Source organism: Planococcus rifietoensis, from assembly GCF_001465795.2.
Taxonomy (GTDB): Bacteria; Bacillota; Bacilli; order Bacillales_A; family Planococcaceae; genus Planococcus; species Planococcus rifietoensis.
This window is the reverse complement of sequence record NZ_CP013659.2, coordinates 2,058,760-2,078,644: the sequence shown is the minus strand read 5'-3', so window position 1 is coordinate 2,078,644 and position 19,885 is coordinate 2,058,760. Positions and strand designations below refer to the sequence as shown.

The 19,885-nt window shown below is 49.9% G+C and carries 21 protein-coding genes and 1 riboswitch; of the genes, 19 read left to right on the top strand and 2 right to left on the bottom strand.

From position 1 onward, the window contains the following. The first annotated feature begins 29 nt into the window (after positions 1-29). From AUC31_RS10385 to ystJ, 8 genes are all read left to right on the top strand, one after another. Positions 30-1,889, top strand: a complete 1,860-nt coding sequence (locus tag AUC31_RS10385) for a polysaccharide biosynthesis protein (protein ID WP_058383272.1) — start codon at positions 30-32, stop codon at positions 1,887-1,889. Between the two features lie 37 nt (positions 1,890-1,926). Next, a complete protein-coding gene (locus AUC31_RS10380; RefSeq protein WP_058383273.1) occupies positions 1,927-3,315 on the top strand; it encodes a hypothetical protein in 1,389 nt (462 codons plus the stop codon). A 125-nt stretch (positions 3,316-3,440) separates the two neighbouring features. Then, a complete protein-coding gene (locus AUC31_RS10375; protein WP_058383810.1) occupies positions 3,441-4,553 on the top strand; it encodes an aminotransferase class I/II-fold pyridoxal phosphate-dependent enzyme in 1,113 nt (370 codons plus the stop codon). A gap of 76 nt (positions 4,554-4,629) precedes the next feature. Beyond that, complete coding sequence (locus AUC31_RS10370; protein WP_083509162.1) at positions 4,630-5,772, top strand: YeiH family protein; 1,143 nt, start codon at positions 4,630-4,632, stop codon at positions 5,770-5,772. A 122-nt stretch (positions 5,773-5,894) separates the two neighbouring features. Next, positions 5,895-6,224, top strand: coding sequence for a hypothetical protein (locus tag AUC31_RS10365; RefSeq protein WP_058383275.1), 330 nt, complete (start codon positions 5,895-5,897; stop codon positions 6,222-6,224). Between the two features lie 103 nt (positions 6,225-6,327). Beyond that, entirely contained in the window at positions 6,328-7,053 is a 726-nt protein-coding gene (locus AUC31_RS10360; RefSeq protein ID WP_058383276.1) for a hypothetical protein, read from the top strand. 91 nt (positions 7,054-7,144) lie between these two features. Then, positions 7,145-8,080, top strand: a complete 936-nt coding sequence (locus AUC31_RS10355; RefSeq protein ID WP_058383277.1) for a 3-hydroxyacyl-CoA dehydrogenase family protein — start codon at positions 7,145-7,147, stop codon at positions 8,078-8,080. Between the two features lie 123 nt (positions 8,081-8,203). Then, positions 8,204-9,415, top strand: a complete 1,212-nt coding sequence (gene ystJ, locus AUC31_RS10350; protein ID WP_058383278.1) for an NADP-dependent malic enzyme — start codon at positions 8,204-8,206, stop codon at positions 9,413-9,415. A 142-nt stretch (positions 9,416-9,557) separates the two neighbouring features. Here ystJ and AUC31_RS10345 read toward each other — a convergent pair whose 3' ends face one another. Both AUC31_RS10345 and AUC31_RS10340 read right to left on the bottom strand, forming a co-directional pair. Next, on the bottom strand, positions 9,558-10,730 hold the full coding sequence (locus AUC31_RS10345) for an aminotransferase class I/II-fold pyridoxal phosphate-dependent enzyme (protein ID WP_058383279.1): 1,173 nt from the start codon (positions 10,728-10,730) through the stop codon (positions 9,558-9,560). Beyond that, positions 10,723-11,847, bottom strand: a complete 1,125-nt coding sequence (locus AUC31_RS10340) for a methionine biosynthesis PLP-dependent protein (protein ID WP_058383280.1) — start codon at positions 11,845-11,847, stop codon at positions 10,723-10,725. The genes AUC31_RS10345 and AUC31_RS10340 overlap by 8 nt, the downstream gene beginning before the upstream one ends. 76 nt (positions 11,848-11,923) lie before the next feature. Beyond that, a riboswitch (SAM riboswitch) is annotated at positions 11,924-12,026 on the bottom strand. Positions 12,027-12,223: 197 nt separating this feature from the next. On the opposite strand from AUC31_RS10340, the gene AUC31_RS10335 reads away from it, so the two are divergent. The 11 genes from AUC31_RS10335 (at position 12,224) to AUC31_RS10285 (ending at position 19,615) form a co-directional block, all read left to right on the top strand. After that, positions 12,224-12,529, top strand: a complete 306-nt coding sequence (locus tag AUC31_RS10335; protein WP_058383281.1) for an antibiotic biosynthesis monooxygenase family protein — start codon at positions 12,224-12,226, stop codon at positions 12,527-12,529. Then, positions 12,526-12,894 carry a hypothetical protein gene (locus AUC31_RS17870; RefSeq protein ID WP_058383282.1) on the top strand — a complete coding sequence of 123 codons (369 nt, stop codon included), beginning with the start codon at positions 12,526-12,528 and terminating at the stop codon, positions 12,892-12,894. The genes AUC31_RS10335 and AUC31_RS17870 overlap by 4 nt, the downstream gene beginning before the upstream one ends. A 4-nt stretch (positions 12,895-12,898) precedes the next feature. Beyond that, entirely contained in the window at positions 12,899-13,549 is a 651-nt protein-coding gene (locus tag AUC31_RS10325) for a cobalamin B12-binding domain-containing protein (RefSeq protein WP_058383283.1), read from the top strand. Further along, complete coding sequence (locus AUC31_RS10320; protein WP_058383284.1) at positions 13,527-14,288, top strand: STAS domain-containing protein; 762 nt, start codon at positions 13,527-13,529, stop codon at positions 14,286-14,288. The genes AUC31_RS10325 and AUC31_RS10320 overlap by 23 nt, the downstream gene beginning before the upstream one ends. Before the next feature lie 146 nt (positions 14,289-14,434). Further along, on the top strand, positions 14,435-15,379 hold the full coding sequence (locus AUC31_RS10315; RefSeq protein ID WP_058383285.1) for a cation diffusion facilitator family transporter: 945 nt from the start codon (positions 14,435-14,437) through the stop codon (positions 15,377-15,379). Positions 15,380-15,558: 179 nt separating this feature from the next. Continuing rightward, a complete protein-coding gene (locus AUC31_RS10310; protein WP_058383286.1) occupies positions 15,559-15,909 on the top strand; it encodes an ArsR/SmtB family transcription factor in 351 nt (116 codons plus the stop codon). A gap of 80 nt (positions 15,910-15,989) precedes the next feature. Beyond that, complete coding sequence (arsC, locus tag AUC31_RS10305) at positions 15,990-16,409, top strand: arsenate reductase (thioredoxin) (protein WP_058383287.1); 420 nt, start codon at positions 15,990-15,992, stop codon at positions 16,407-16,409. 265 nt (positions 16,410-16,674) lie between these two features. Then, the gene (gene arsD / locus AUC31_RS10300; RefSeq protein ID WP_058383288.1) at positions 16,675-17,034 is read left to right on the top strand and encodes an arsenite efflux transporter metallochaperone ArsD; all 360 of its coding nucleotides are present in this window, start codon (positions 16,675-16,677) and stop codon (positions 17,032-17,034) included. Between the two features lie 12 nt (positions 17,035-17,046). Then, the gene (arsA, locus tag AUC31_RS10295; RefSeq protein WP_058383289.1) at positions 17,047-18,816 is read left to right on the top strand and encodes an arsenical pump-driving ATPase; all 1,770 of its coding nucleotides are present in this window, start codon (positions 17,047-17,049) and stop codon (positions 18,814-18,816) included. 42 nt (positions 18,817-18,858) lie between these two features. Then, on the top strand, positions 18,859-19,287 hold the full coding sequence (locus AUC31_RS10290) for a protein-tyrosine phosphatase family protein (protein WP_058383290.1): 429 nt from the start codon (positions 18,859-18,861) through the stop codon (positions 19,285-19,287). 49 nt (positions 19,288-19,336) lie between these two features. Then, positions 19,337-19,615 (top strand): HesB/IscA family protein, encoded by a 279-nt coding sequence (locus AUC31_RS10285; RefSeq protein WP_058383291.1) that lies wholly within the window; start codon positions 19,337-19,339, stop codon positions 19,613-19,615. Positions 19,616-19,885: the final 270 nt, after the last annotated feature.

Sequence of the window (19,885 nt, the reverse complement as noted above, 5' to 3'; positions counted from 1 at the left end):
TACCTGCGCGAGGTGAAGGAGCTAATGACATGACGATTACTAGACGCTATACTTCATTGTTCTTGATCGACTCGCTGATCATCCTCTCAGCAACGTATCTCTGTTATTTGTTTTTGCTGCCATTCGATAACATCATGTCGAACCGGCTGCTGGTGCTCATGACGGTCACTTTGTTCATCGCCCATCATTCCTTTGCCTGGCATTACGGGCTTTACCGGAAAGTATGGGCTTACGCTTCAGTTCATGAGTTGAAGTCGATCGTCAAAGCAGTCACGTTAACGATGTTTGTGGCGACGGTCATGCAATATATCCAGACGGGCGGAGTGTTTGTCCGAATCCTGGCGCTGACATGGATGTTTCTCATTCTGTTTCTAGGCGCATCGCGTTTTTCATTCCGCCTTTACCATGAACGCGAGCCGCGCAAGAGTGAAGGCCAATTGAGCCGCACGATCGTTGTCGGTGCTGGGGAAGCGGGGCGCATGATCGTCCGGCAGATGAAGCAGAATCCGCAGTGGGGAAGAAAGCCGATTCTTTTTATCGATGATGACCGCACTAAATGGGGTCTGGAAATTTTTGGATTAGGCGTGGCAGGGCCCATTTCGGAAATTCCGCGACTGGCTGCCCACAACGAGATTGACCAGATCGTCATTGCCATTCCATCACTGTCGAAGAGGGAAATGGCAGAAGTCACAAAACTGTGCATTGAAACCGGCCTGAAAGTACAGACCATTCCGCGAATTGAAGATTTGATGGTTGGAAAAGTCAAAGTCAGCGATATCCGGGATGTGAAAATTGAGGACCTTCTCGGCCGCGAAGAGGTGCGCTTGGATATGGAAGCTTTAACAGAAAAAATTGAAGGCAAAAGCATTATGGTCACAGGAGCCGGTGGGTCGATCGGTTCGGAAATCTGCCGCCAAATCAGTGTTTTCAAGCCTGCCCGCCTCCTCTTGTTAGGCCACGGTGAAAACTCGATTTACACGGTCGATCGTGAGTTGCGTTCGAAAGTACCGAAAGAAATTGACATCGTCCCGATCATTGCTGATATCCAGGACCGCGAACGGATCTTCGAAATGGTCGGCAAATTCAAGCCGGATATCATTTACCACGCCGCTGCCCATAAACACGTGCCATTAATGGAAGCAAATCCGCTTGAAGCGGTGAAAAACAATATTTTCGGGACGAAAAATGTCGCAGAAGCGGCAGATCGCCACGGCGTCGGCAACTTCGTCATGATTTCCACCGACAAAGCTGTTAACCCGCCGAACATCATGGGAGCCTCCAAACGGTTTGCGGAGATGATTGTCCAAAACTTAGCGGTGTCTTCCGATACGACATTCGCTGCAGTGCGTTTCGGCAATGTCCTTGGATCGAGAGGCAGTGTCGTGCCGCTATTCCGTGAACAAATTGCAAAAGGCGGACCAGTCACCATCACCGATCCGAAAATGACCCGCTATTTCATGACGATTCCAGAAGCCTCCCGTCTGGTGATCCAGGCTGGCATGCTTGCATCAGGCGGTGAAGTGTTCGTATTGGATATGGGAGAGCCGGTGAAAATCGTCGACTTGGCACGCAATATGATCCGCTTGTCCGGGTTTGAAGAGGATGAAATCCAAATCAAGTACACGGGCATGCGGCCAGGTGAAAAACTCTATGAGGAATTGCTGGATCCGAGTGAAATCCAATCGGAAAAAGTGTTTGCGAAAATCCATATTGGAAAAGCCACTCCAATCAGCCAGGTCGAAATCAGCCGGATTTTGAAGAAGCTGCCTGAAATGGAGGAACAGGAAATCCGCGATACCTTGTTGAAGCTTGCGAACCGCCCGAAAGAAGAAAAAGTGAAAGAACCCGCATGGCAAGAAGAGTGGAAAATCGAAGGGGGATTGGCCTGATTACAGTTTCTGCCTACAAGCGCAGGGGGGATGCCAAGTGAAGCTGCTATCAACGGAACTGTATGGAAATTCTCCTATTTATCTCCAAAATCTACTGCTCAGTTTCCGGGAATACGCCAACTCACGAAAACGCTACGGCATGGGCTATTACCGCTTTCTTCACCAACTTTCGGGCATGGACGAGAATGACCGGCAGTCAGAAGAACGTTACCAGGATCTGGAACTGCGTTCGCTGCTGCGCCATGCCGCAGAGCATAGCGTCTTTTATCGGGATATGTATGGAAGCGATTTAGCTGATATCCGATTTGCCAGTGAATTGCGGCAGCTTCCGTTTATCGAAGAGGAGGTTTTCGATAAACGGATCGATGAAATCCGCATGCAAGTTACCCGGAGGAAAAAAAGAGAATCCGAAGCTTTAGGGGACGGGCAATCGCCGCATTTATGGCTGACCAATTTGGATCTGCAAAAACAAACGGCGGCCGTTGACTATTTTAAAAAGCAGCATGGCGCGATCAATCTGGAGATGAAACGCGCGACATTTTACAACGGGGATTTTGTTCCGCACGGCCAAAAGGAAGGGGCATTCTGGCGTGATATCTACTATCTCAACCAACGCCTGTATTCAGCCCATCATTGCACGGAGCCGTATCTCTCGGCAGTGGTGCGCAACCTGAGTGATTTCCGTCCTGATTTTGTTGATGGTTTATCGGAAGCGATTCTAGCGCTTTCCCGCTTCATCAACGATCATCGCCTTGTGCTGGATTTTCAAGCCATTGCCGTTTTTGTTGAAACGGACATATTGCCGGACAATGAGCGACTGGAAATCGAGAGTGCGTTCGGCTGTTCTGTTCGCAGGTGGAGCATGAAAACCGAGCGTTCACCATTTCTTTCGGAATGCGCAGTCGGAAATCTGCATTTCAATACGCGGACAGGTGTAATGGAGTTTACCGAGAAAGGCGAAGTGCTCTTGACCCGCTTCCATACAAAAGGGACGCCGGTGATTCGGCTGAAGATCAAAGACCAATGGATGCCGGTGCATTGCCCTTGTCCATGCGGCAGCGTGCACCCGGTGGTCCGTAAACCGCTTCAGCCGATATCCAGTTTTTTGCAATCCAGAAGCAGGGGGCGGGTGACCAGTTTGTATTTGGCGACCGTCCAGGAAAAATTCCAGCAAGCGGCGCCTTCGATGCAATTCGTCCAAAATTCAGTAGATGCAATCGAAATCTGGCTCAGCGGAATCGACCTTGTCCCTAAAGAACTTGAGCAAGACATTGTACAGGAAATGGCCGGCATATTCGGCGAAGACATGCGCTTTATGGTGAAAGGGCGCTCAGGTAGCCCGTCGGAAGAAATTGGGGCAGCCGGCTTGATTATCAATAACCTGCAAGTGCCACGGACTTGCCCAACTGAATACGGCATGGACTGAACATGCCGATGAATAAGAGGAGGCTGTTGTACATGAACATTCGACAGGAGACAGGAGCATCGGTTGTGCCGTTTCCGGTACCGGTTAAAGAAACAGGCGATAGGATTTTTCTTTCTGCCCCGCATATGACAGGAAATGAGCAGAGGTATATCAGCGAGGCGTTCGAGTCTAATTGGATTGCGCCGATGGGGGCGAACGTCAATCAATTCGAAGCGGAAATGGCTGCTTATGCCACGACACAGGCAGCAGCGGCTTTATCATCGGGGACAGCTGCGATCCATCTGGCGTTGCAGTTGCTGGGAATCGGCAAAGGAGACCGAGTGTTTTGTTCCAGTTTGACGTTTGTGGCCAGTGCCAATCCGATTCTCTACGGCGGAGCCGAGCCGGTTTTTATCGATTCGGAAGAAGAAACGTGGAATATGTCTCCGTGGGCACTGCAAAAAGCATTCGCAGCTGCAGAACAAGAGGGCAAACTTCCCAAAGCGGTGATTATTGTACATATTTATGGACAAAGCGCCCGTATGGATGAGCTCATTGCCCTTTGCGATCATTACGGGGTACCTGTCATCGAAGATGCAGCGGAATCGCTTGGATCCACATATAAAGGGAAAAAAACCGGCAGTCTCGGGGCATACGGCATTTATTCATTCAACGGCAACAAGATCATCACGACGTCAGGAGGCGGCATGCTGGTGTCGAACGATAGAAAAGGCATAGCGCAAGCGAGATTTCTCGCTTCCCAGGCAAAAGACGATGCGCCGTTTTATGAACATAGCCGCGTCGGCTATAATTACCGGATGAGCAATGTGCTGGCCGGCATTGGGCGTGCGCAGCTCGAAGCGATTGAACTGCGTGTTTCGGCCCGCCGAGCTGTCTTCAACCGCTATTTTTCAGCGCTTGGCAAGCACGAAGCGGTGAAATTCCAGCCTGAACTAGAAGGCACCCGGTCGAATCGCTGGCTGACTGTCCTGCTGCTCGATCCAGCCCGAACGGACCGGTCGCCTGATGCTATCCGAGAATGGCTGGAAACGGAAAATATCGAAACGCGCCGTGTCTGGAAGCCGCTTCATCTACAGCCATTGTTTGCGGGCTGCAAATTCTATTCCCATAATCCGCATGGCAAGACGGCTGTCAGCGAAAAATTATTTACGGAAGGGCTTTGCTTGCCTTCGGGATCTGACTTGCAACCGGAGCAGCAACAACGCATCATCGGGCTGCTAGAAGAAATCTTAGCTTAACCGCCCTTAGACGAAGCCGCATTTTGTGGTACGATAAGTACGAAATCAAAAGACGGTTCGCAAGGAGCAGATGAGTGTGAGAGAAAACACGAAAAATCAGCGAATGGTCAGGCTGCTTCCGGGCCTGGCCCTTTGTTTGTTGGTTATATGGGCAGGAATTTATGGAGCGGATGTGATCGGGGCGGCACTCGGAACGATGGGGCTGTTGCCGGAAGGCGGAAAAAGCCCAGTGTCGGGAATTTTCGTGGCGATTCTCATCGGCATCATTATCCGCAATACAGTGGGCTTACCGGAAATCTTCATTAGCGGCATCGGTTTTGCCGTTAAATATGCATTGCGTTTGGGGATTATCCTCCTTGGCCTGCGCTTGAGCTTGACGGAAGCCTTGACGCTCGGCGCCTGGGGCATGCCGCTTATCGTGGCATGCATCACGGTCGGGATTAGCGTCACTTTGTTTTTCACGAAACTTTTCGGCCAATCCAACCGGCTCGGCGCATTGATTGCGAATGGGACAGGCATATGCGGTGTGACCGCCATTATGGCGACAGCGCCGGTGATTCGCGCAAAAGAGAACGAAATTTCGTATGCTATCGCGAACATTACGGTGTTCGGACTGTTAGGCATGTTGTTCTATCCATATCTTGCTCATTTCTTTTTTGCAGATGAGCCGATCAAAGCCGGCCTGTTTCTCGGAACAGCCATACATGACACGGCGCAAGTGACTGGCGCTGCCTTGATGTACGAGCAAATGTACGACTCGACATTGGCACTTGATGTAGCGACCATCACGAAATTGACGCGCAATCTGTTCATCATCGCCGTAATCCCGCTTATCGCGTATTTATTTTTCCGCAGCGAAGGCCAAGATGGGGGCACGATGCCGAAATGGTATAAACTGTTTCCGTTCTTCATTCTTGGGTTTCTTCTGTTGTCGCTTCTACGCACGGTCGGAGATGCTACGCTCGCTTCAGGCGGCCAGGCGTTCGGCGTTTTCGGTGCGTCGGGCTGGGAACAGTTCTACAGCTTTTGGAGTTCATTCGGATCGACGTATATGCTCGGCCTTGCGATGGCAGGCGTCGGATTATCGACCAACTTGAAAATCTTCCGCGGGATGGGATTGAAGCCGTTTTACATTGGTTTGATTGCAGCCATCTCTGTCGGGGCGGTCAGTTTATTGCTCATTTCGCTGTTTGGCGATTTGGTGCAACTGGCGTATTGATTGGAAATCACCTGTGTGCCTTCATGAGGCGTACAGGTGATTTTTTATGGACTCAGAAATCTGTTTTCCCCCAGCTCACTGAGGGTATGGAAAAGTAATAGTGTTAAAAGGAGGAGAAGAGAATGGACATAGAAGCCGAACGCGATCTTCTGAAAGACGAATATGGCAATTATTATGTTGTTTCCTATGCCACGAAAGATTCCTTGACTGTGGTGAATGCGGCGCTTTATCATGCTTTCAATCAAGAGCTGACAGACGATTTTGTGGCAGAAGTGAAGCGTAAATATCCAAAAGGCGTAGCCGTCGGCGTCTATTTTGCAGATCTTGTGCATGAACAGATCGAAAAACTCGAAGACCCGGAATTTCGAGGGCATATTTATGATTTAAACGAAGTGCGGAAAGAATACGACATCCACCTGAAGCCGATTTATCATAATTCACTTCATCTTTGACCAGTCTGAAAGACTAAGAAAAATGTAGTTTTGTCTATTTATTAATGACTGAATATTCGGTAAAATTGTTGTAGCACCGATTAGTTGAAAAGGAGGAGAATTGATGAAATATCGCTTTGGTTTAGGAGGGCTGGCACTTGTGCTTACCGTAGCTGGCTGTGGGACGCAAGAGACTGTAACAGAGGAACCTGAAGAGGAAGCGGTGCAGGAAGAAGCTGTTGAAGAAGACGCGGCACCGGAAGAAACGCAGGTGGAAAGCACCAGCGGAGACAGCCATGACAGTGAAGAGGCCACTGTCGATCCGTATGATTATTTCCTTGAAGATGGATCGACTGCAAGGTTCGAAGGTTACGGCAACGAATTTGCCGAATTTACGTTGAGAACCGATTATATGGAGGCGAATCATGTCGCGACTTATGAAGAAAATGGCGGCACCGTCGTGTTGAGAGTCTATCGTTTGCATGATGACCGTATCGAACTCGTCAAACAGGAAGGTGAGTTTTATGATGAGTACACAGCGAGCTTTGAGGAATTGGAAGCTTTGGACGTGATTTCGACTTATCTTGAATTCCCGATCGAAGAAGGACAGGAAATCGGTGATGCGACTGTTGTCGAAACCGGTACTAGCTTAGAGACGCCATACCAAAATTTCGATGACGTATTCATGCTTGAATCGTTTGAGGGAGAAGACGGCGCGGTCAACCGGAATTATTTTGTGGAAGGCTACGGGGAAGTAAAACGTGAATTCCGCGGAAATGTCGACGATCCCGATGACATGGCGGTCACTTCTACACTTGCATCTATCGAACTTGGCGAACCAATCAAGTGAGCAGATGGATACGCTGAAAAGCCCGCTTATGCAGCGGGCTTTTTTGGCTGCATGAAAGACATGTTATTGTTAAATAAAGGAGAGGGTAGAGATGGAGAATATCGCAATTATCGGAGCAGGGACCATGGGTCATTCGATTGCATTATCAGCGGCATGGAGCGGATTATCGGTAAAAATATACGGTGTGGACGTTCGGGATGTGGAAAAGGCATCAAAAGGATTCGAAGTTAAATTACACCTTATGACAGACAATGAACTGATCAGCAAAGAGCAGGAAAAAGAGATAACGGAACGTGTTGCCTTTACAGTTTCCTTGGAAGAAGCCGTGAAAGAAGCGGAATTCATCATCGAAGCCGTGCCAGAAAACATGGTACTGAAGCATCAAATCTACCGGCAGCTAGAGGAACTTGTGGCCACCGATATAATCATTGCGAGCAATAGCTCAGGGCTGATGCCGACTGCGCTTGCCGAAGAGATGAAGCATCCGGAACGGTTCGTGTTGACGCATTTCTGGAATCCGGCACATTTAATCCCACTCGTGGAAATCGTCGGCGGCGAGAAGACTGATGAACAAACTTTGCAGCAAACGAAAGCACTGATTGAGCAGATGAACAAGCAAGCTGTACTGTTGAAAAAAGAGCTGCCGGGCTTTATCGGAAACCGACTTCAGTTTGCCTTATTCCGTGAAGCGCAAGCTTTACTGGATGCGGGGGTGGCGTCGAAAGAAGATATCGATGCAGCCGTCACATACAGCATCGGCAGGCGCTTGCCGGTGACCGGGCCGCTGCAGACAGCAGATCTCGGCGGTTTGGACATTTTTTATGCGATTTCAGATTATCTGTTCGAAGACCTATCGACAGATCGCAAACCGGGCCGCACACTGAGCGCGTTAGCTGGAAACGGCGAACTTGGCGCCAAGACAGGAAGTGGCTTTTACGACTGGCCGGAAGTGCAATCGAAAGCTGTGCAAGCGAAGCGGGAGGAAGCATTGATCCACTTTCTTAAACAGGATATGGAAAAAGAGTAATGGAACCTCACTATTTCTCTATCAGCCTAAAGTCTGAAATTAATCAGAATTATAAGAAAAGTCTTTCAATTTAATGAGGAGTCGATATAATAAACAATTATAATCAAAAGGGAGATGAGGCAAATGACCGATCTGAAAACCGATTCGCTGAACTTGCATAGAAGACATCAAGGGAAATTGGAGATTCGTTCAAAAGTGGCTGTGGAAAACGAGAGGGATTTAAGCCTCGCCTACTCTCCTGGCGTAGCCGCACCGTGTCGCGAAATTCATGCCGATCCAAGCAAAGTGCATGAATACACGATGAAGGGCAATACGGTAGCGGTCATTACAGACGGCACAGCGGTGCTTGGGCTCGGCAATATCGGCCCGCAAGCAGCGCTTCCGGTCATGGAAGGAAAAGCTTTATTGTTCAAGGAATTTGCCGGTGTGGATGCATTCCCAATCTGCCTGGATACGACAGATGCCGAAGAAATCATCCGAACCGTCAAATTGCTCGAACCTGGCTTTGGCGGCGTCAATCTGGAAGACATTGCCGCCCCGACTTGCTTCATCGTGGAGCAGCGCCTGAAACAGGAAATGAACATCCCGGTATTCCATGATGACCAGCATGGCACTGCCATTGTTACGCTTGCCGGACTGATCAACTCATTGAAATTGGTCGAAAAGGAAATCGAAGACGTGAAAGTGGTCGTGAATGGCGCCGGTGCGGCAGGCATCGCCATCGTCAAATTACTGGCGAAATTCGGGTTTGGCCATATCGTCATGTGCGACACAAAAGGCGCGATATACAACGGACGCCCGAATGGCATGAATCCCTTCAAGGCGGAAGTTGCGGAAATGAGCAATTATCAGATGGAACAAGGGCAGTTGGCGGATGTCATTGTCGGTGCTGACGTTTTTGTCGGCGTATCGGCAGAAGGCGCATTGACGGAAAGCATGGTGCGTTCGATGAATGAAGATCCGGTCATCTTCGCGATGGCGAACCCGAATCCGGAAATCTTGCCGCATGCCGCGAAATCAGCCGGTGCGCGGGTCATCGGAACAGGGCGTTCCGATTTTGCTAACCAGGTCAATAATGTGCTGGCGTTTCCCGGGTTGTTCCGCGGCGCCCTTGATGTACAGGCAAGCGATATCAATGACGCAATGAAAATCGCAGCGGTTGAAGCGATCGCCGCCTTGATCGCCACCCATGAACTTCACGAAGATTATGTGATACCGAAGCCGTTCGACCCGCGTGTAGCACAGGCGGTCGCCGAAGCAGTCTCTAGGGCTGCCGAAGAAACGGGCGTTGCCAAAGTATCGCTCAAAGAGCCTGCCCAGCAGATTGTCTTATGATAAATAGAAGAAAGCCTGAATTCCCCTCCCCCTGGAATTCAGGCTTTCTTAGGTTTAGCGGCAAGTACAAAGGCATGAAAAAAAGACTGTCCGGTTTCGTCAATTCGATAACGAGCCGGACGGTCTTTTTGAATGAGCACGATCAATCAGCGACACTCAGTCCTTTAGCGATCGCGATTTTTTCGAGTGCTTGGCTGAAATCGTTGATCAAGTCATCGGGATGCTCGAGTCCTGCGGAAAAGCGCAGAACCCCATCGGTGATGCCGCGCTTTTCGCGTTCAGCGGGCGGCATTGCGGCATGGGACATTGTAGCCGGGTAGGACAGGATCGATTCGACAGCGCCAAGGCTGACGGCGAACACAGGAATTTCCAAAGCATCTACGAGAATGCGGGCGGCGTCCTTATCTGCTAGGCGGAATGACAGCACACAGCCTGCGTGGCTAGCCTGACGCTTATGGATCGGGTTTCCGGGATGGAACGAGAAGCCGGGATAATAGACTTCTTCGACAAGCGGGTGCCTATGCAGATACTCGGCAATGCGTGCGGTCGTCTCGCCGGATTGTTTTGTGCGGGCGCCGAGCGTTTTGATGCCTTGGATCAATGTATAGGAATCCTGTGCGCCGAGCACAGATCCGAATGTATTTTGGATGAATGCCAATTGTTCCCCAAGCCCAGCATCTTTTGTTACCGCAAGGCCAGCGGTGATGTCGCTATGACCGGAGAGGAACTTCGTCGCGCTGTGGAGCACGATATCCGCACCGAGTTCGAGCGGATTCTGATATAGCGGTGTCATGAACGTGTTGTCGACGAAAGTCATGGCATCGTTTGCTTTGGCTAGTTTCGCAGCCATTTCGATATCGGTAATTTTCATGACGGGATTGGAAGGCGTTTCAATGTATACCACTTTCGTGTTCGGCTGGAACGCTGCGGCTACTTCGCCAAGGTCGGTCATGTCGACGAACGTGTAATCGACTTTGAATTTTTCCAGCACTTCCGTAATGAAGCGATAAGTGCCGCCGTAAACATCTTCCGAGACCAGCACATGATCACCGGCTTTCAACAGCATGAAGGCCGATGAGATGGCTGCCATGCCGGAAGAAAAGGCCAAGCCCCGCGCACCGCCTTCAAGTTTGGCGATCGTTTCTTCAAGCGATTTGCGCGTTGGGTTGCCGGAGCGGCTGTAATCAAACGGACCGAACGAATCGATGCTTTCCTGATGGAAAGTCGATGATAAATAAATCGGCACATTGACTGCGCCCGTTAATGGATCAATGCCTGCTGAATGGATCAATTTCGTCTCGCGTCGTTCACTCATGGGAAACGACCTCCTTTTCCAGTTTGGCCAAGGCTTGTGACAAATCAGCGATCAAATCTTCTGCCTGCTCGACGCCTACAGAGAAGCGGAGCAGGCGGTTACAGACGCCGCGTGCCGTGCGTTCTGCGACCGGCATATCGGCGTGGGTCTGCGTCGCGGGATACGTGATGAAACTTTCCACACCGCCGAGACTCTCGGCGAATGTGATGAGCGACAGGTTCTCGAGAAATGTCCCGACCCATTGTTCTTCGCGCAGGCGGAACGACAGCATGCCGCCTTTTCCAGGGTATAGTACGTCTGTCACGGTCTCTTGAGTTTCCAGAAAACGGGCGAGTTCTTTAGCGTTCGCTTCGTGCTGGCGCATGCGCAGCGGCAAGGTTTTCAAGCCGCGGATCAACAGCCAGGAATCGAGCGGCGACAGCACTGCGCCGGCTGAGTTATGGGCGTTGAAAAGCTGCTCGCATAAATCCTCGCCTTTTGCGGCGACTAGCCCAGCAAGCACATCGTTATGGCCGCCGATGTATTTGGTGGCGCTATGGAGCACGATATCGGCGCCGATTGCGAGCGGCTGCTGGAGAAAGGGCGTCAAAAAGGTATTGTCGACGATCAGCAAAAGCTTGTGGCGTTTCGCCAATTGTGCATACAATTCCAAATCGATCTCCTGCATCAATGGGTTGGTTGGGGTTTCAATGAAAATCGCTTTTGTCTTGTCAGTGATTTTCGCTTCAGCTGTTTTCGGATCGATGAAGGAATCGTAAACGGGGCGGATATGGTATTTCTCTTCATATTGTTCCAGCAGGCGGTAGGTGCCGCCATAAATATCTTCAGGAAGCAAAATTTCATCGTTCGGACGGAACAGGGAGAGGACCAGCTGGATCGCGGCCATTCCAGAACTGCAGGCAAAGCCTGCGTCGCCGCCTTCTAAATTCGCGATCCCTTCTTCGAGAAGCTGGCGTGTCGGATTTTTCGTCCGTGTATAATCATAGCCTGTGGATTTGCCAAGGCCTTCGTGTTCGTAGGCGGTAGAAAGATAAATCGGGGGATTGACCGCCCCGGTGCGTTGGTCGCTGCGGTTGCCGAGTTGTACCAGGCGTGTTTCTAAGCTATGTTGTGTCATGATCCTCATCCTTTCAAATCAAAAAGCAGGGGCTTTCTTCTATGATAAGAAGAAAGCCCCTGCCGTATATGCTATCTTCTCATCTACTAGGCTTCACCTATTGGAATTAGCACCGTGACAAACACGTCCGGTTGCTGAGACTTCACAGGGCCAAATCCCTCCATCTCTCTCGATAAGAATCATTTTATATAGTTGTGGTTGGTTGATGTTTTCCATCATACGGCAATTACTTTCGAAACACAAGCGGAATATTGAAAATAGTCTTATAAATGTCCCAGAGTCGCTCGCTTTTATTCCGGAAGCTGAAATGGTATGCTGAGGTATACTTTTATCCTGCCCAGCTTATACAAAGCTAGTTGCAAAGGGGTTCTGAATTATGTACATCGTCACATCGACCGTCATTGTGCCTGAAGATAAAGTGCAAGACGTCATAGAAATATACCAAAAACGATCGCGCCGTGTAGACCAGGCGGAAGGCTTCACTTCATTCCGGCTGATCCAAAACACGAAAAAGCGCCATGAATTGACCGTCCACTTGGAATGGCAATCCAAACAAGCCTACATGAACTGGGTCAAGAGCCAGGAGTTCAAGGAAATCCATGATTTGGAGAAGAATTATCCAGACCAGGAACTCGCGGGCATCGTCCCGAAAGTCCATCAATACGAAGTGGTGGCCGAATGAACCAGAAACAAAAACAGCAAATCGCGACCGACACGGCAGACGGTATATACGAAGCGTACCCGAATTTATGGGAACGTTTCGGCGATAAGGGATATGAACATACCGTCAAAGACAATCATCACCACTTGGATTACCTCGAAACCGCGTGGGAGCTGCAAAGCGAGCAATCCTTTCTAGACTATGCACTCTGGCTCGAGACGGTGCTCGTGAGCCGCAATGTCGAAACTGCGCTCATCATCGATAATTTTCAGCGGCTTATCGAAATTGTGCCGCGCTATACCGAAACAACGCAAGGAGATTTCATGCGGGGCTGCCTCGATCGCGCAGTCCGGTTATTGGAGCTCCCTCCACATAAAAGGGGCTGATCAAATGAACGAGTCAACACAGCTTTCGGATCTTTTCCTGCAGGGGCAGGAAGAGGAAGCTTTAAAATATGTCCAGGCTTTCCTGGAAAGCCATTCACATGAACAGCTCTACGGCGAACTTCTGACGCCGGCGATGTACCGCATCGGGGAATTATGGGAACAAAATGAAATATCGGTAGCGGAAGAGCACTTGGCAACCGCTGTTTGCGATTTTGTCTTGTCCGCTACGGAGCTGCGCAATAAAGATAAGGATGGCCGTAAAAAAGCGATGATCTTTGGCCCAGAAGGCGAAGAGCATTATATCGGACTTAAGATGGTCGCGGCGATGTTCCGTGAAGAGGGCTATGATGTCCGCTATATGGGACCGAATTTGCCGCTCGATTCAGCACTCGAATTGGCCGGTGAATGGCAGCCCGATGTTGTTGCATTGTCGGGTGCACTTGCACACCGCTTGCCGGTTTTGAAAACCTACGCCGAAGCTTTCTCTAAGGTGGACTCAAATCCAGCCGTCCTGATTGGCGGCAGGGCCGTCACTTTGTCGAGCTTTGCTGATTTGCGTATAAAAGGAGCGGTCGTCGTCCGGGAACTTGGTGCGCTCAGGGAATGGATCCGCACTGGAAAGGGGTCGAACGATGACACGCTCTCCACTGGCTGAATGGCCGCTTCCGGCTTTTCAATTAAACAATAGCTTTGCGGTCGTCGATTATTCCCAAGAGGCAGAACAGCTTTTCGGAAAACCAAAAAGATTTTTTGAATTACTCGATGAAGGCAGCCACGCCAAAGCGGAACGCTTGCTGAAAACACGCGGCAGCAAAAAACCTATCGAATTGAATTTCACCACAGCAGCTGGCTTCTTCTTGGCGGACGTCTATTACCGCTGGGATAGCGACTTTTCACTGAATCTTGTACTGGTGCCAAAAGATGACCAAATGGCTGCCATCACGGCTCAATTGATTCGCTTGCGGGGCCGCTTGAAAGAAACGGATTATGAATTGCTCAAGGAAAAAGAACGGTCGGATGCGCTGCTGGATAAAGTGCGTGAACTTTCCGCCCCGTGCATCGCAATCGGCGGAGGCTATGTGCTCATTCCGTTGTTCGGTAATTTGGATGCGAAAAAAGTTGAAGCGATCCGCCCGTATATTGTCACGCGCATCTATGAATACGAAGCCGAAACGGTCGTGATCGATTTGACGGCGATGGGTTCGGTGACGCAAGAAGGCGTCAGTTATCTGGAATCGCTCGTGCAGACCTTGGGCGTCATGGGAATCGATGCGGTCATCACCGGCGTAAAGCCGGACCATGCCCAAAAATTGCATCTGTTGAAACGGGAAATGAATTTGCGTTTTGAAGCATCACTGGAATCCGTCCTGACAACAGCCTCAGAAAATCAGTGATGAAACCGGCCATGGGAGCCGGTTTTTTTATGGTTAGGAAGCCTGGTGACTGGATGTTTGTTTCGTTTTCCATAGGATATCTGGTGATTTTTCGGGAATACATTTAGAGAAAAGGATTATTAAAAGCTGCAGTGGAGGTGTTGGCGATGGGATCATCACATGATCATTCGCATAGCCGCAATAAAAAAACATTGCTGATCGCCTTTTTGATCATCACCAGTTATATGGTGGTCGAGGCGGTCGGCGGATATTTGACGAACAGCCTAGCGCTGCTGGCTGATGCCGGCCATATGCTGAGCGATTCCATTTCGCTGGGTGTTGGCTACCTGGCTTTTTCCATTGGCGAAAAAGCAGCCGACCAAATGAAGACTTACGGCTATAAACGTTTTGAAATTTTAGCGGCAGTCTTTAACGGAGTGACGCTCGTCTTGATTTCACTTTATATTTTCTATGAAGCCTACCACCGGTTTTCAGATCCACCGGAAATTGCTACTTCAGGAATGTTGGCTATCGCGGTCATCGGCTTGCTCGTCAATATCCTCGTCGCGTGGATTTTGATGCGCGGCGGAGATACGAAAGAAAACTTGAATCTCCGTGCCGCTTTTTTGCATGTCTTAAGTGATTTGCTTGGCTCGGTCGGCGCGATTACGGCAGCCCTTTTGATCATTTTCTTCGGGTGGGCATGGGCAGATCCGCTGGCGAGTGTGGTTGTCGCTATCCTCGTCTTGATCAGCGGTTGGCGCGTGACGAAAGAAGCGGTGCATGTCTTGATGGAAGGGACACCAAAAAATGTCGACCTGGAGCAAGTAGCGCAGACAATCGAAGCGTTGCCTGCGGTGAAAAGCATTCATGACTTGCATGTATGGAGCATCACGAGCGGAAAAAATGCCATGTCGGGACATGTAGTCGTCAAAGAACATATCTCGTTCAAAGACAGCCAGCAAGTGCTTAGGGATATTGAACATGCGCTGTTGGAGCTGAAAATCGGCCATGTCACCGTCCAATTGGAAAATGAAGACCACCCACATGACGACTCGATTCGCTGCCAAGGGCAAGAAGAGGCTGAAGCGGCAGGGCATCATCATCACTGAAGAAAAGAATCGGCCACTAAGGAGCGGGAACATGCCGCTCCTTTTTTCTATGGAAATACGTGTTGCATATGTTTTATCATCCAGATCACTGCTTGAACATATAAGTATATGCTGATATGCTGTATTTGGCATTACAGTATTTAACCAGACCTAAGTATAGAAGCGGGGGGAATCATCCGATGGAAGTGAAAGCGCGCGAAATAGAAATTGACAAAGCGAGCATGGTGCTGAAGCTATTGGGCGATAAGACGAGATTGTCGATGGTCAAATTGCTCGAAAAAAACGATTGCTGCGTCTGTGAATTTGTGGAAATCTTCAACGTCAGCCAGTCGGCGATCAGCCAGCACTTGCGTAAATTACGGGATCTTGGGTTGGTGAAAGAAAAACGCAAGGGGCAATGGATTTTCTATTCATTGAACCAGGACAGTGAATTATACGACATGCTCATACAAGTCTTGGCATTCATTCCAAGCCAGGATGAGCGCATCGAGAGATTGGTGGAGCAGGGACTGCGCATTCGTTGTGAGTAATTGTTGATACGAAAAACGCAAGAAGTTGAATAAACATAGAGATACTAAAAACCATTCATGGAACAAGGGAGCTAATCAATATGACGAAAAAAACATTGTACTTTTTATGCACGGGCAATTCATGCCGCAGCCAAATGGCGGAAGGCTGGGGGAAAGAAATTTTGGGCGATGAGTGGCAAGTATTGAGTGCCGGAATCGAAGCGCATGGCTTGAACCCGAACGCCGTAAAAGCGATGAATGAAGTGAATATCGATATTTCGAATCAAACATCTGATGTCATCGACACTGAAATTTTAAACAATGCGGATTTTGTGGTGACGCTTTGCGGCGATGCGGCAGATAAATGCCCAATGACGCCGCCTCATGTAAAACGCGACCACTGGGGCTTTACGGATCCGGCGAAAGCGCAAGGTACCGAAGAAGAGAAATGGAAAGTGTTCCAATCGGTACGCGATGACATCGAAGCGCGCATCCGCCATTTCGCTGCAACTGGTGAGTAAGTGAAGTTTCGGGAGGGGGAGATTGCGCTCCAGGCCTTGCTTTAGGGCCACAGGATGTGGGTCATGCAGGCGATGCGACAGGACGTCGCGATATCGGCTGCCCGGGGGTCCCCCAGGAGTCAAGGCCTTCCGCTTCATCTCCAATATTAGAATGTTAAATCTTTCAAATCTAGCTGTTCGAAGTTTTGAATAGAGTAAGCATATGTACGATGACTCTAATCTTATTTAATAGAACCAAACTACACAGGTTGAAGGAGAGCTGAATATGAAAAAGGTAGAAATTTTCGATCCGGCGATGTGCTGTTCGACGGGTGTTTGCGGCCCTACTGTGGACCCGGAACTGACGCGCATCGCGTCGGCTGTGTATTCACTCGAGAAAAAGGGCTTTGCGATTTCACGCCATAATTTGACGGATGATCCTGGTGCGTTTGTGGACAATAGACAAGTCAATCAAGTGCTGGTCGATAAAGGGCCGGACGCGTTGCCGGTCGTGCTGGTCAACGGAGAAGTCGTAAAGATTGCCGAATACCCGACAACAGAAGAATTGGCAGAGTGGTTCGAGACCGCACCGTCTGAATTGCAGGAAAAGCCGCGCGTGCGCGTGTCACTGAACATCAACAACTAAAGGAGCATTCCTATGTATTCATTGTTCAATCCGAATCAAATGGCCGTCACTCCGTTTCTGTTTTTCACCGGTAAAGGCGGTGTCGGAAAAACTTCGACTGCGTGTGCCACAGCTGTCGCCTTAGCTGATCAGGGCAAGAAGGTATTACTCGTCAGCACCGATCCTGCTTCTAATTTGCAAGACGTGCTGGAAGTCCAACTGACAAATGATCCGAAATCCATTCCGTCCGTCGCGAATTTGTCCGCCTGCAATATCGACCCGGAACAAGCGGCCAAAGCTTATAAAGAGAGTGTCATCGGCCCTTATCGCGGCAAATTGCCGGATGCGGTGCTCGCAACGATGGAAGAGCAATTATCCGGAGCTTGCACGGTGGAAATCGCGGCGTTCGATGAGTTTTCGCATTTGCTGGCAGATGAAGAGATTTTAGCGCAATACGACCATGTGCTGTTCGATACGGCACCGACCGGCCATACGCTGCGTCTTTTGCAATTGCCGACGGCGTGGAGCGGCTTTTTGGAAGATAGCACACACGGCGCATCATGTCTCGGCCCGCTCGCTGGGCTAGAAGGCAAAAAGGCGCTGTACAAAAAAGCGGTGGATTCGCTGTCCGATGGCGATAAAACGACCTTGATTTTGGTTGCGCGCCCCGACAATTCCTCTTTGCTCGAGGCAGACCGTGCATCATTTGAATTAAAAGAAATCGGCATTAAAAACCAATGGCTCATCGTCAACGGGCTGCTTCAGACGCATCAGCCGGAAGACGCGGTCTCTACGGCATTCTACAAGCGGCAACGTGCGGCGATTGAACAGACACCTGAAGCGTTGAAGCAAGTGATGGCTTATTCGTTGCCATACGTTTCTTATTCGCTTACGGGTGTCGAAAACTTGCGCCATCTGTTCAGTTCATACTCAATCACTTCGTTCGAAACGGAAGAAGGGGGAGATCCGCTCGACTTGCCGGGATTGAACAGCGTCATCGATGACTTTTCCGAACACAATACGCGCGTCATTTTCACGATGGGCAAAGGCGGCGTCGGCAAAACTTCCGTTGCATCCGCCATCGCAGTCGGCTTATCCGAAAAAGGCTATAAAGTCCATTTGACGACGACCGACCCAGCAGCTCACTTGGCGTATACGTTTGAAGGAAGCGGCATACGCGACAATTTGTCCATCAGCAGCATCAATCCAGACATCGAAGTGGCGCGTTATAAAGAAACCGTCATTGAACAGGCAGGCGGCGGGATGACCGAGGAAGAGCTCGCTTATTTGAAAGAAGACCTGGAATCGCCGTGCACCGAAGAAATCGCGTTGTTCCAAGCCTTCGCCAAAGTAGTGGAGAAATCCGAGAACGAAATCGTCGTTATCGATACTGCGCCGACGGGTCATACTTTATTGCTGCTCGATTCGACAGAAGCCTATCATAAGGAAATGAGCCGCTCGACCGGTGATGTGCCGGACAGTGTGAAAAAACTATTGCCGCGCCTGCGCAATCCAAAAGAAACAGGCGTCGTCATCGTCACCTTGGCGGAAGCGACGCCGGTGTTGGAAGCGGCGCGTCTCGAAGAAGACTTAAAGCGTGCCGGGATTGAGCCGAAATGGTGGGTCATTAACCAAAGCCTTTATGCTACAAATACAGCAGATGCTGTATTGAGGGGACGCGCGATCTCCGAGAAAAAGTGGATTCGCAAAGTTGACGCAGAACTGGCCGAGAAATGCGCCATCATTCCTTGGCTCGAAGAAGAGAAAATTGGATATGACCAATTGAAAGAATTCATTTTATAATAATAGGGACATCAAATTAGTTTGGAAGGGATGAGGCAAACGATGAGTGAAGCATACCAGCAATTAGTGAAAGACCGCATTTTCATCGGCGGCGCAGCAGATGCGAAAACAGCAGTTGAAAATGAAGGCATCGACGTCGTCTTCGATTTGCGCGCAGAAGCAGGAGACAACGATGAAAGCTATACACGCATCCATGCACCGATTGTCGACGATTCTAAAGAACATCAGGATGAGTCGATACAAGAAGCGGTGGACGGGGTTGTCACTGCGTACGAAGAAGGCAAGAAAGTCTTTTTCCACTGCGCAGGGGGCAGCAATCGCACTGGTACTGTCGCAATCGGCACTTTGCTTGCATTAGGTGAAGCGAAGACGGTTGAAGAAGCCGAACAAATGGCGACGAACGTACGGCCGATCATCAGCGTGAAGCCGGAATTGAAAGAATCGCTGCACCGCATTTTTCCGCAAGCCTAGTCCATGTTAAAGTGAAGAATAATTGAAAAGAACAGGGGAGATGGAGTTTATGATGATTACCGATGAAGCTAAGAACTATATCCAGTCCATTCTGGAAGAACAGCAAACAGAAAACTTGCGCCTTTATGCAGTCGCCGGCTGCTGCGGCCCGCAAATCGGCTTGTCGCTCGATGCACCCGAACAAACGGATGAACTCATCGATGTGAACGGCATCCGTGTAGCGGTCGCGCCGGACGCAAAAGAAATGGCAGAGGAGCTCGCCTTGGATTTTGATACACAAGGCGAGCAAGGCGGCCTGGTCATGATCGGTGCGCCGACTGGCTGTTGAATAAAAAAAGAGCTCATCCGTGAGCTCTTTTTTTAATGGCTGTCGAGAAACTAAGGAAACCGTATTTTCCGAAGCTTATCGCTCGCTTTCCGTGGGGCGGGAATCGAGCCTCCTCGTCACTAAAAACGTTGCTCAACTCTCACTACGTTCGAGCATCGCAAATGAATGTGCTCAGCACAGCTTCGCTCATTCATTGCCTGGCGGGGTCTCTCAAACCCGCTAGTCCCACAGGAAAGATAAGGTCGACCTACGGGAGACATTGTCTTTGCG

Bases quoted from the DNA above. Each gene is read 5' to 3' on its own strand.
- AUC31_RS10385 (WP_058383272.1), top strand. From the start codon at position 30: ATGACGATTACTAGACGCTATACTTCATTGTTCTTGATCGACTCGCTG.
- AUC31_RS10375 (WP_058383810.1), top strand. From the start codon at position 3,441: ATGACAGGAAATGAGCAGAGGTATATCAGCGAGGCGTTCGAGTCTAAT.
- AUC31_RS10365 (WP_058383275.1), top strand. From the start codon at position 5,895: ATGGACATAGAAGCCGAACGCGATCTTCTGAAAGACGAATATGGCAAT.
- AUC31_RS10360 (WP_058383276.1), top strand. From the start codon at position 6,328: ATGAAATATCGCTTTGGTTTAGGAGGGCTGGCACTTGTGCTTACCGTA.
- AUC31_RS10355 (WP_058383277.1), top strand. From the start codon at position 7,145: ATGGAGAATATCGCAATTATCGGAGCAGGGACCATGGGTCATTCGATT.
- ystJ (WP_058383278.1), top strand. From the start codon at position 8,204: ATGACCGATCTGAAAACCGATTCGCTGAACTTGCATAGAAGACATCAA.
- AUC31_RS10345 (WP_058383279.1), bottom strand. From the start codon at position 10,730: ATGAGTGAACGACGCGAGACGAAATTGATCCATTCAGCAGGCATTGAT.
- AUC31_RS10340 (WP_058383280.1), bottom strand. From the start codon at position 11,847: ATGACACAACATAGCTTAGAAACACGCCTGGTACAACTCGGCAACCGC.
- AUC31_RS10335 (WP_058383281.1), top strand. From the start codon at position 12,224: ATGTACATCGTCACATCGACCGTCATTGTGCCTGAAGATAAAGTGCAA.
- AUC31_RS17870 (WP_058383282.1), top strand. From the start codon at position 12,526: ATGAACCAGAAACAAAAACAGCAAATCGCGACCGACACGGCAGACGGT.
- AUC31_RS10325 (WP_058383283.1), top strand. From the start codon at position 12,899: ATGAACGAGTCAACACAGCTTTCGGATCTTTTCCTGCAGGGGCAGGAA.
- AUC31_RS10320 (WP_058383284.1), top strand. From the start codon at position 13,527: ATGACACGCTCTCCACTGGCTGAATGGCCGCTTCCGGCTTTTCAATTA.
- AUC31_RS10315 (WP_058383285.1), top strand. From the start codon at position 14,435: ATGGGATCATCACATGATCATTCGCATAGCCGCAATAAAAAAACATTG.
- AUC31_RS10310 (WP_058383286.1), top strand. From the start codon at position 15,559: ATGGAAGTGAAAGCGCGCGAAATAGAAATTGACAAAGCGAGCATGGTG.
- arsC (WP_058383287.1), top strand. From the start codon at position 15,990: ATGACGAAAAAAACATTGTACTTTTTATGCACGGGCAATTCATGCCGC.
- arsD (WP_058383288.1), top strand. From the start codon at position 16,675: ATGAAAAAGGTAGAAATTTTCGATCCGGCGATGTGCTGTTCGACGGGT.
- arsA (WP_058383289.1), top strand. From the start codon at position 17,047: ATGTATTCATTGTTCAATCCGAATCAAATGGCCGTCACTCCGTTTCTG.
- AUC31_RS10290 (WP_058383290.1), top strand. From the start codon at position 18,859: ATGAGTGAAGCATACCAGCAATTAGTGAAAGACCGCATTTTCATCGGC.
- AUC31_RS10285 (WP_058383291.1), top strand. From the start codon at position 19,337: ATGATGATTACCGATGAAGCTAAGAACTATATCCAGTCCATTCTGGAA.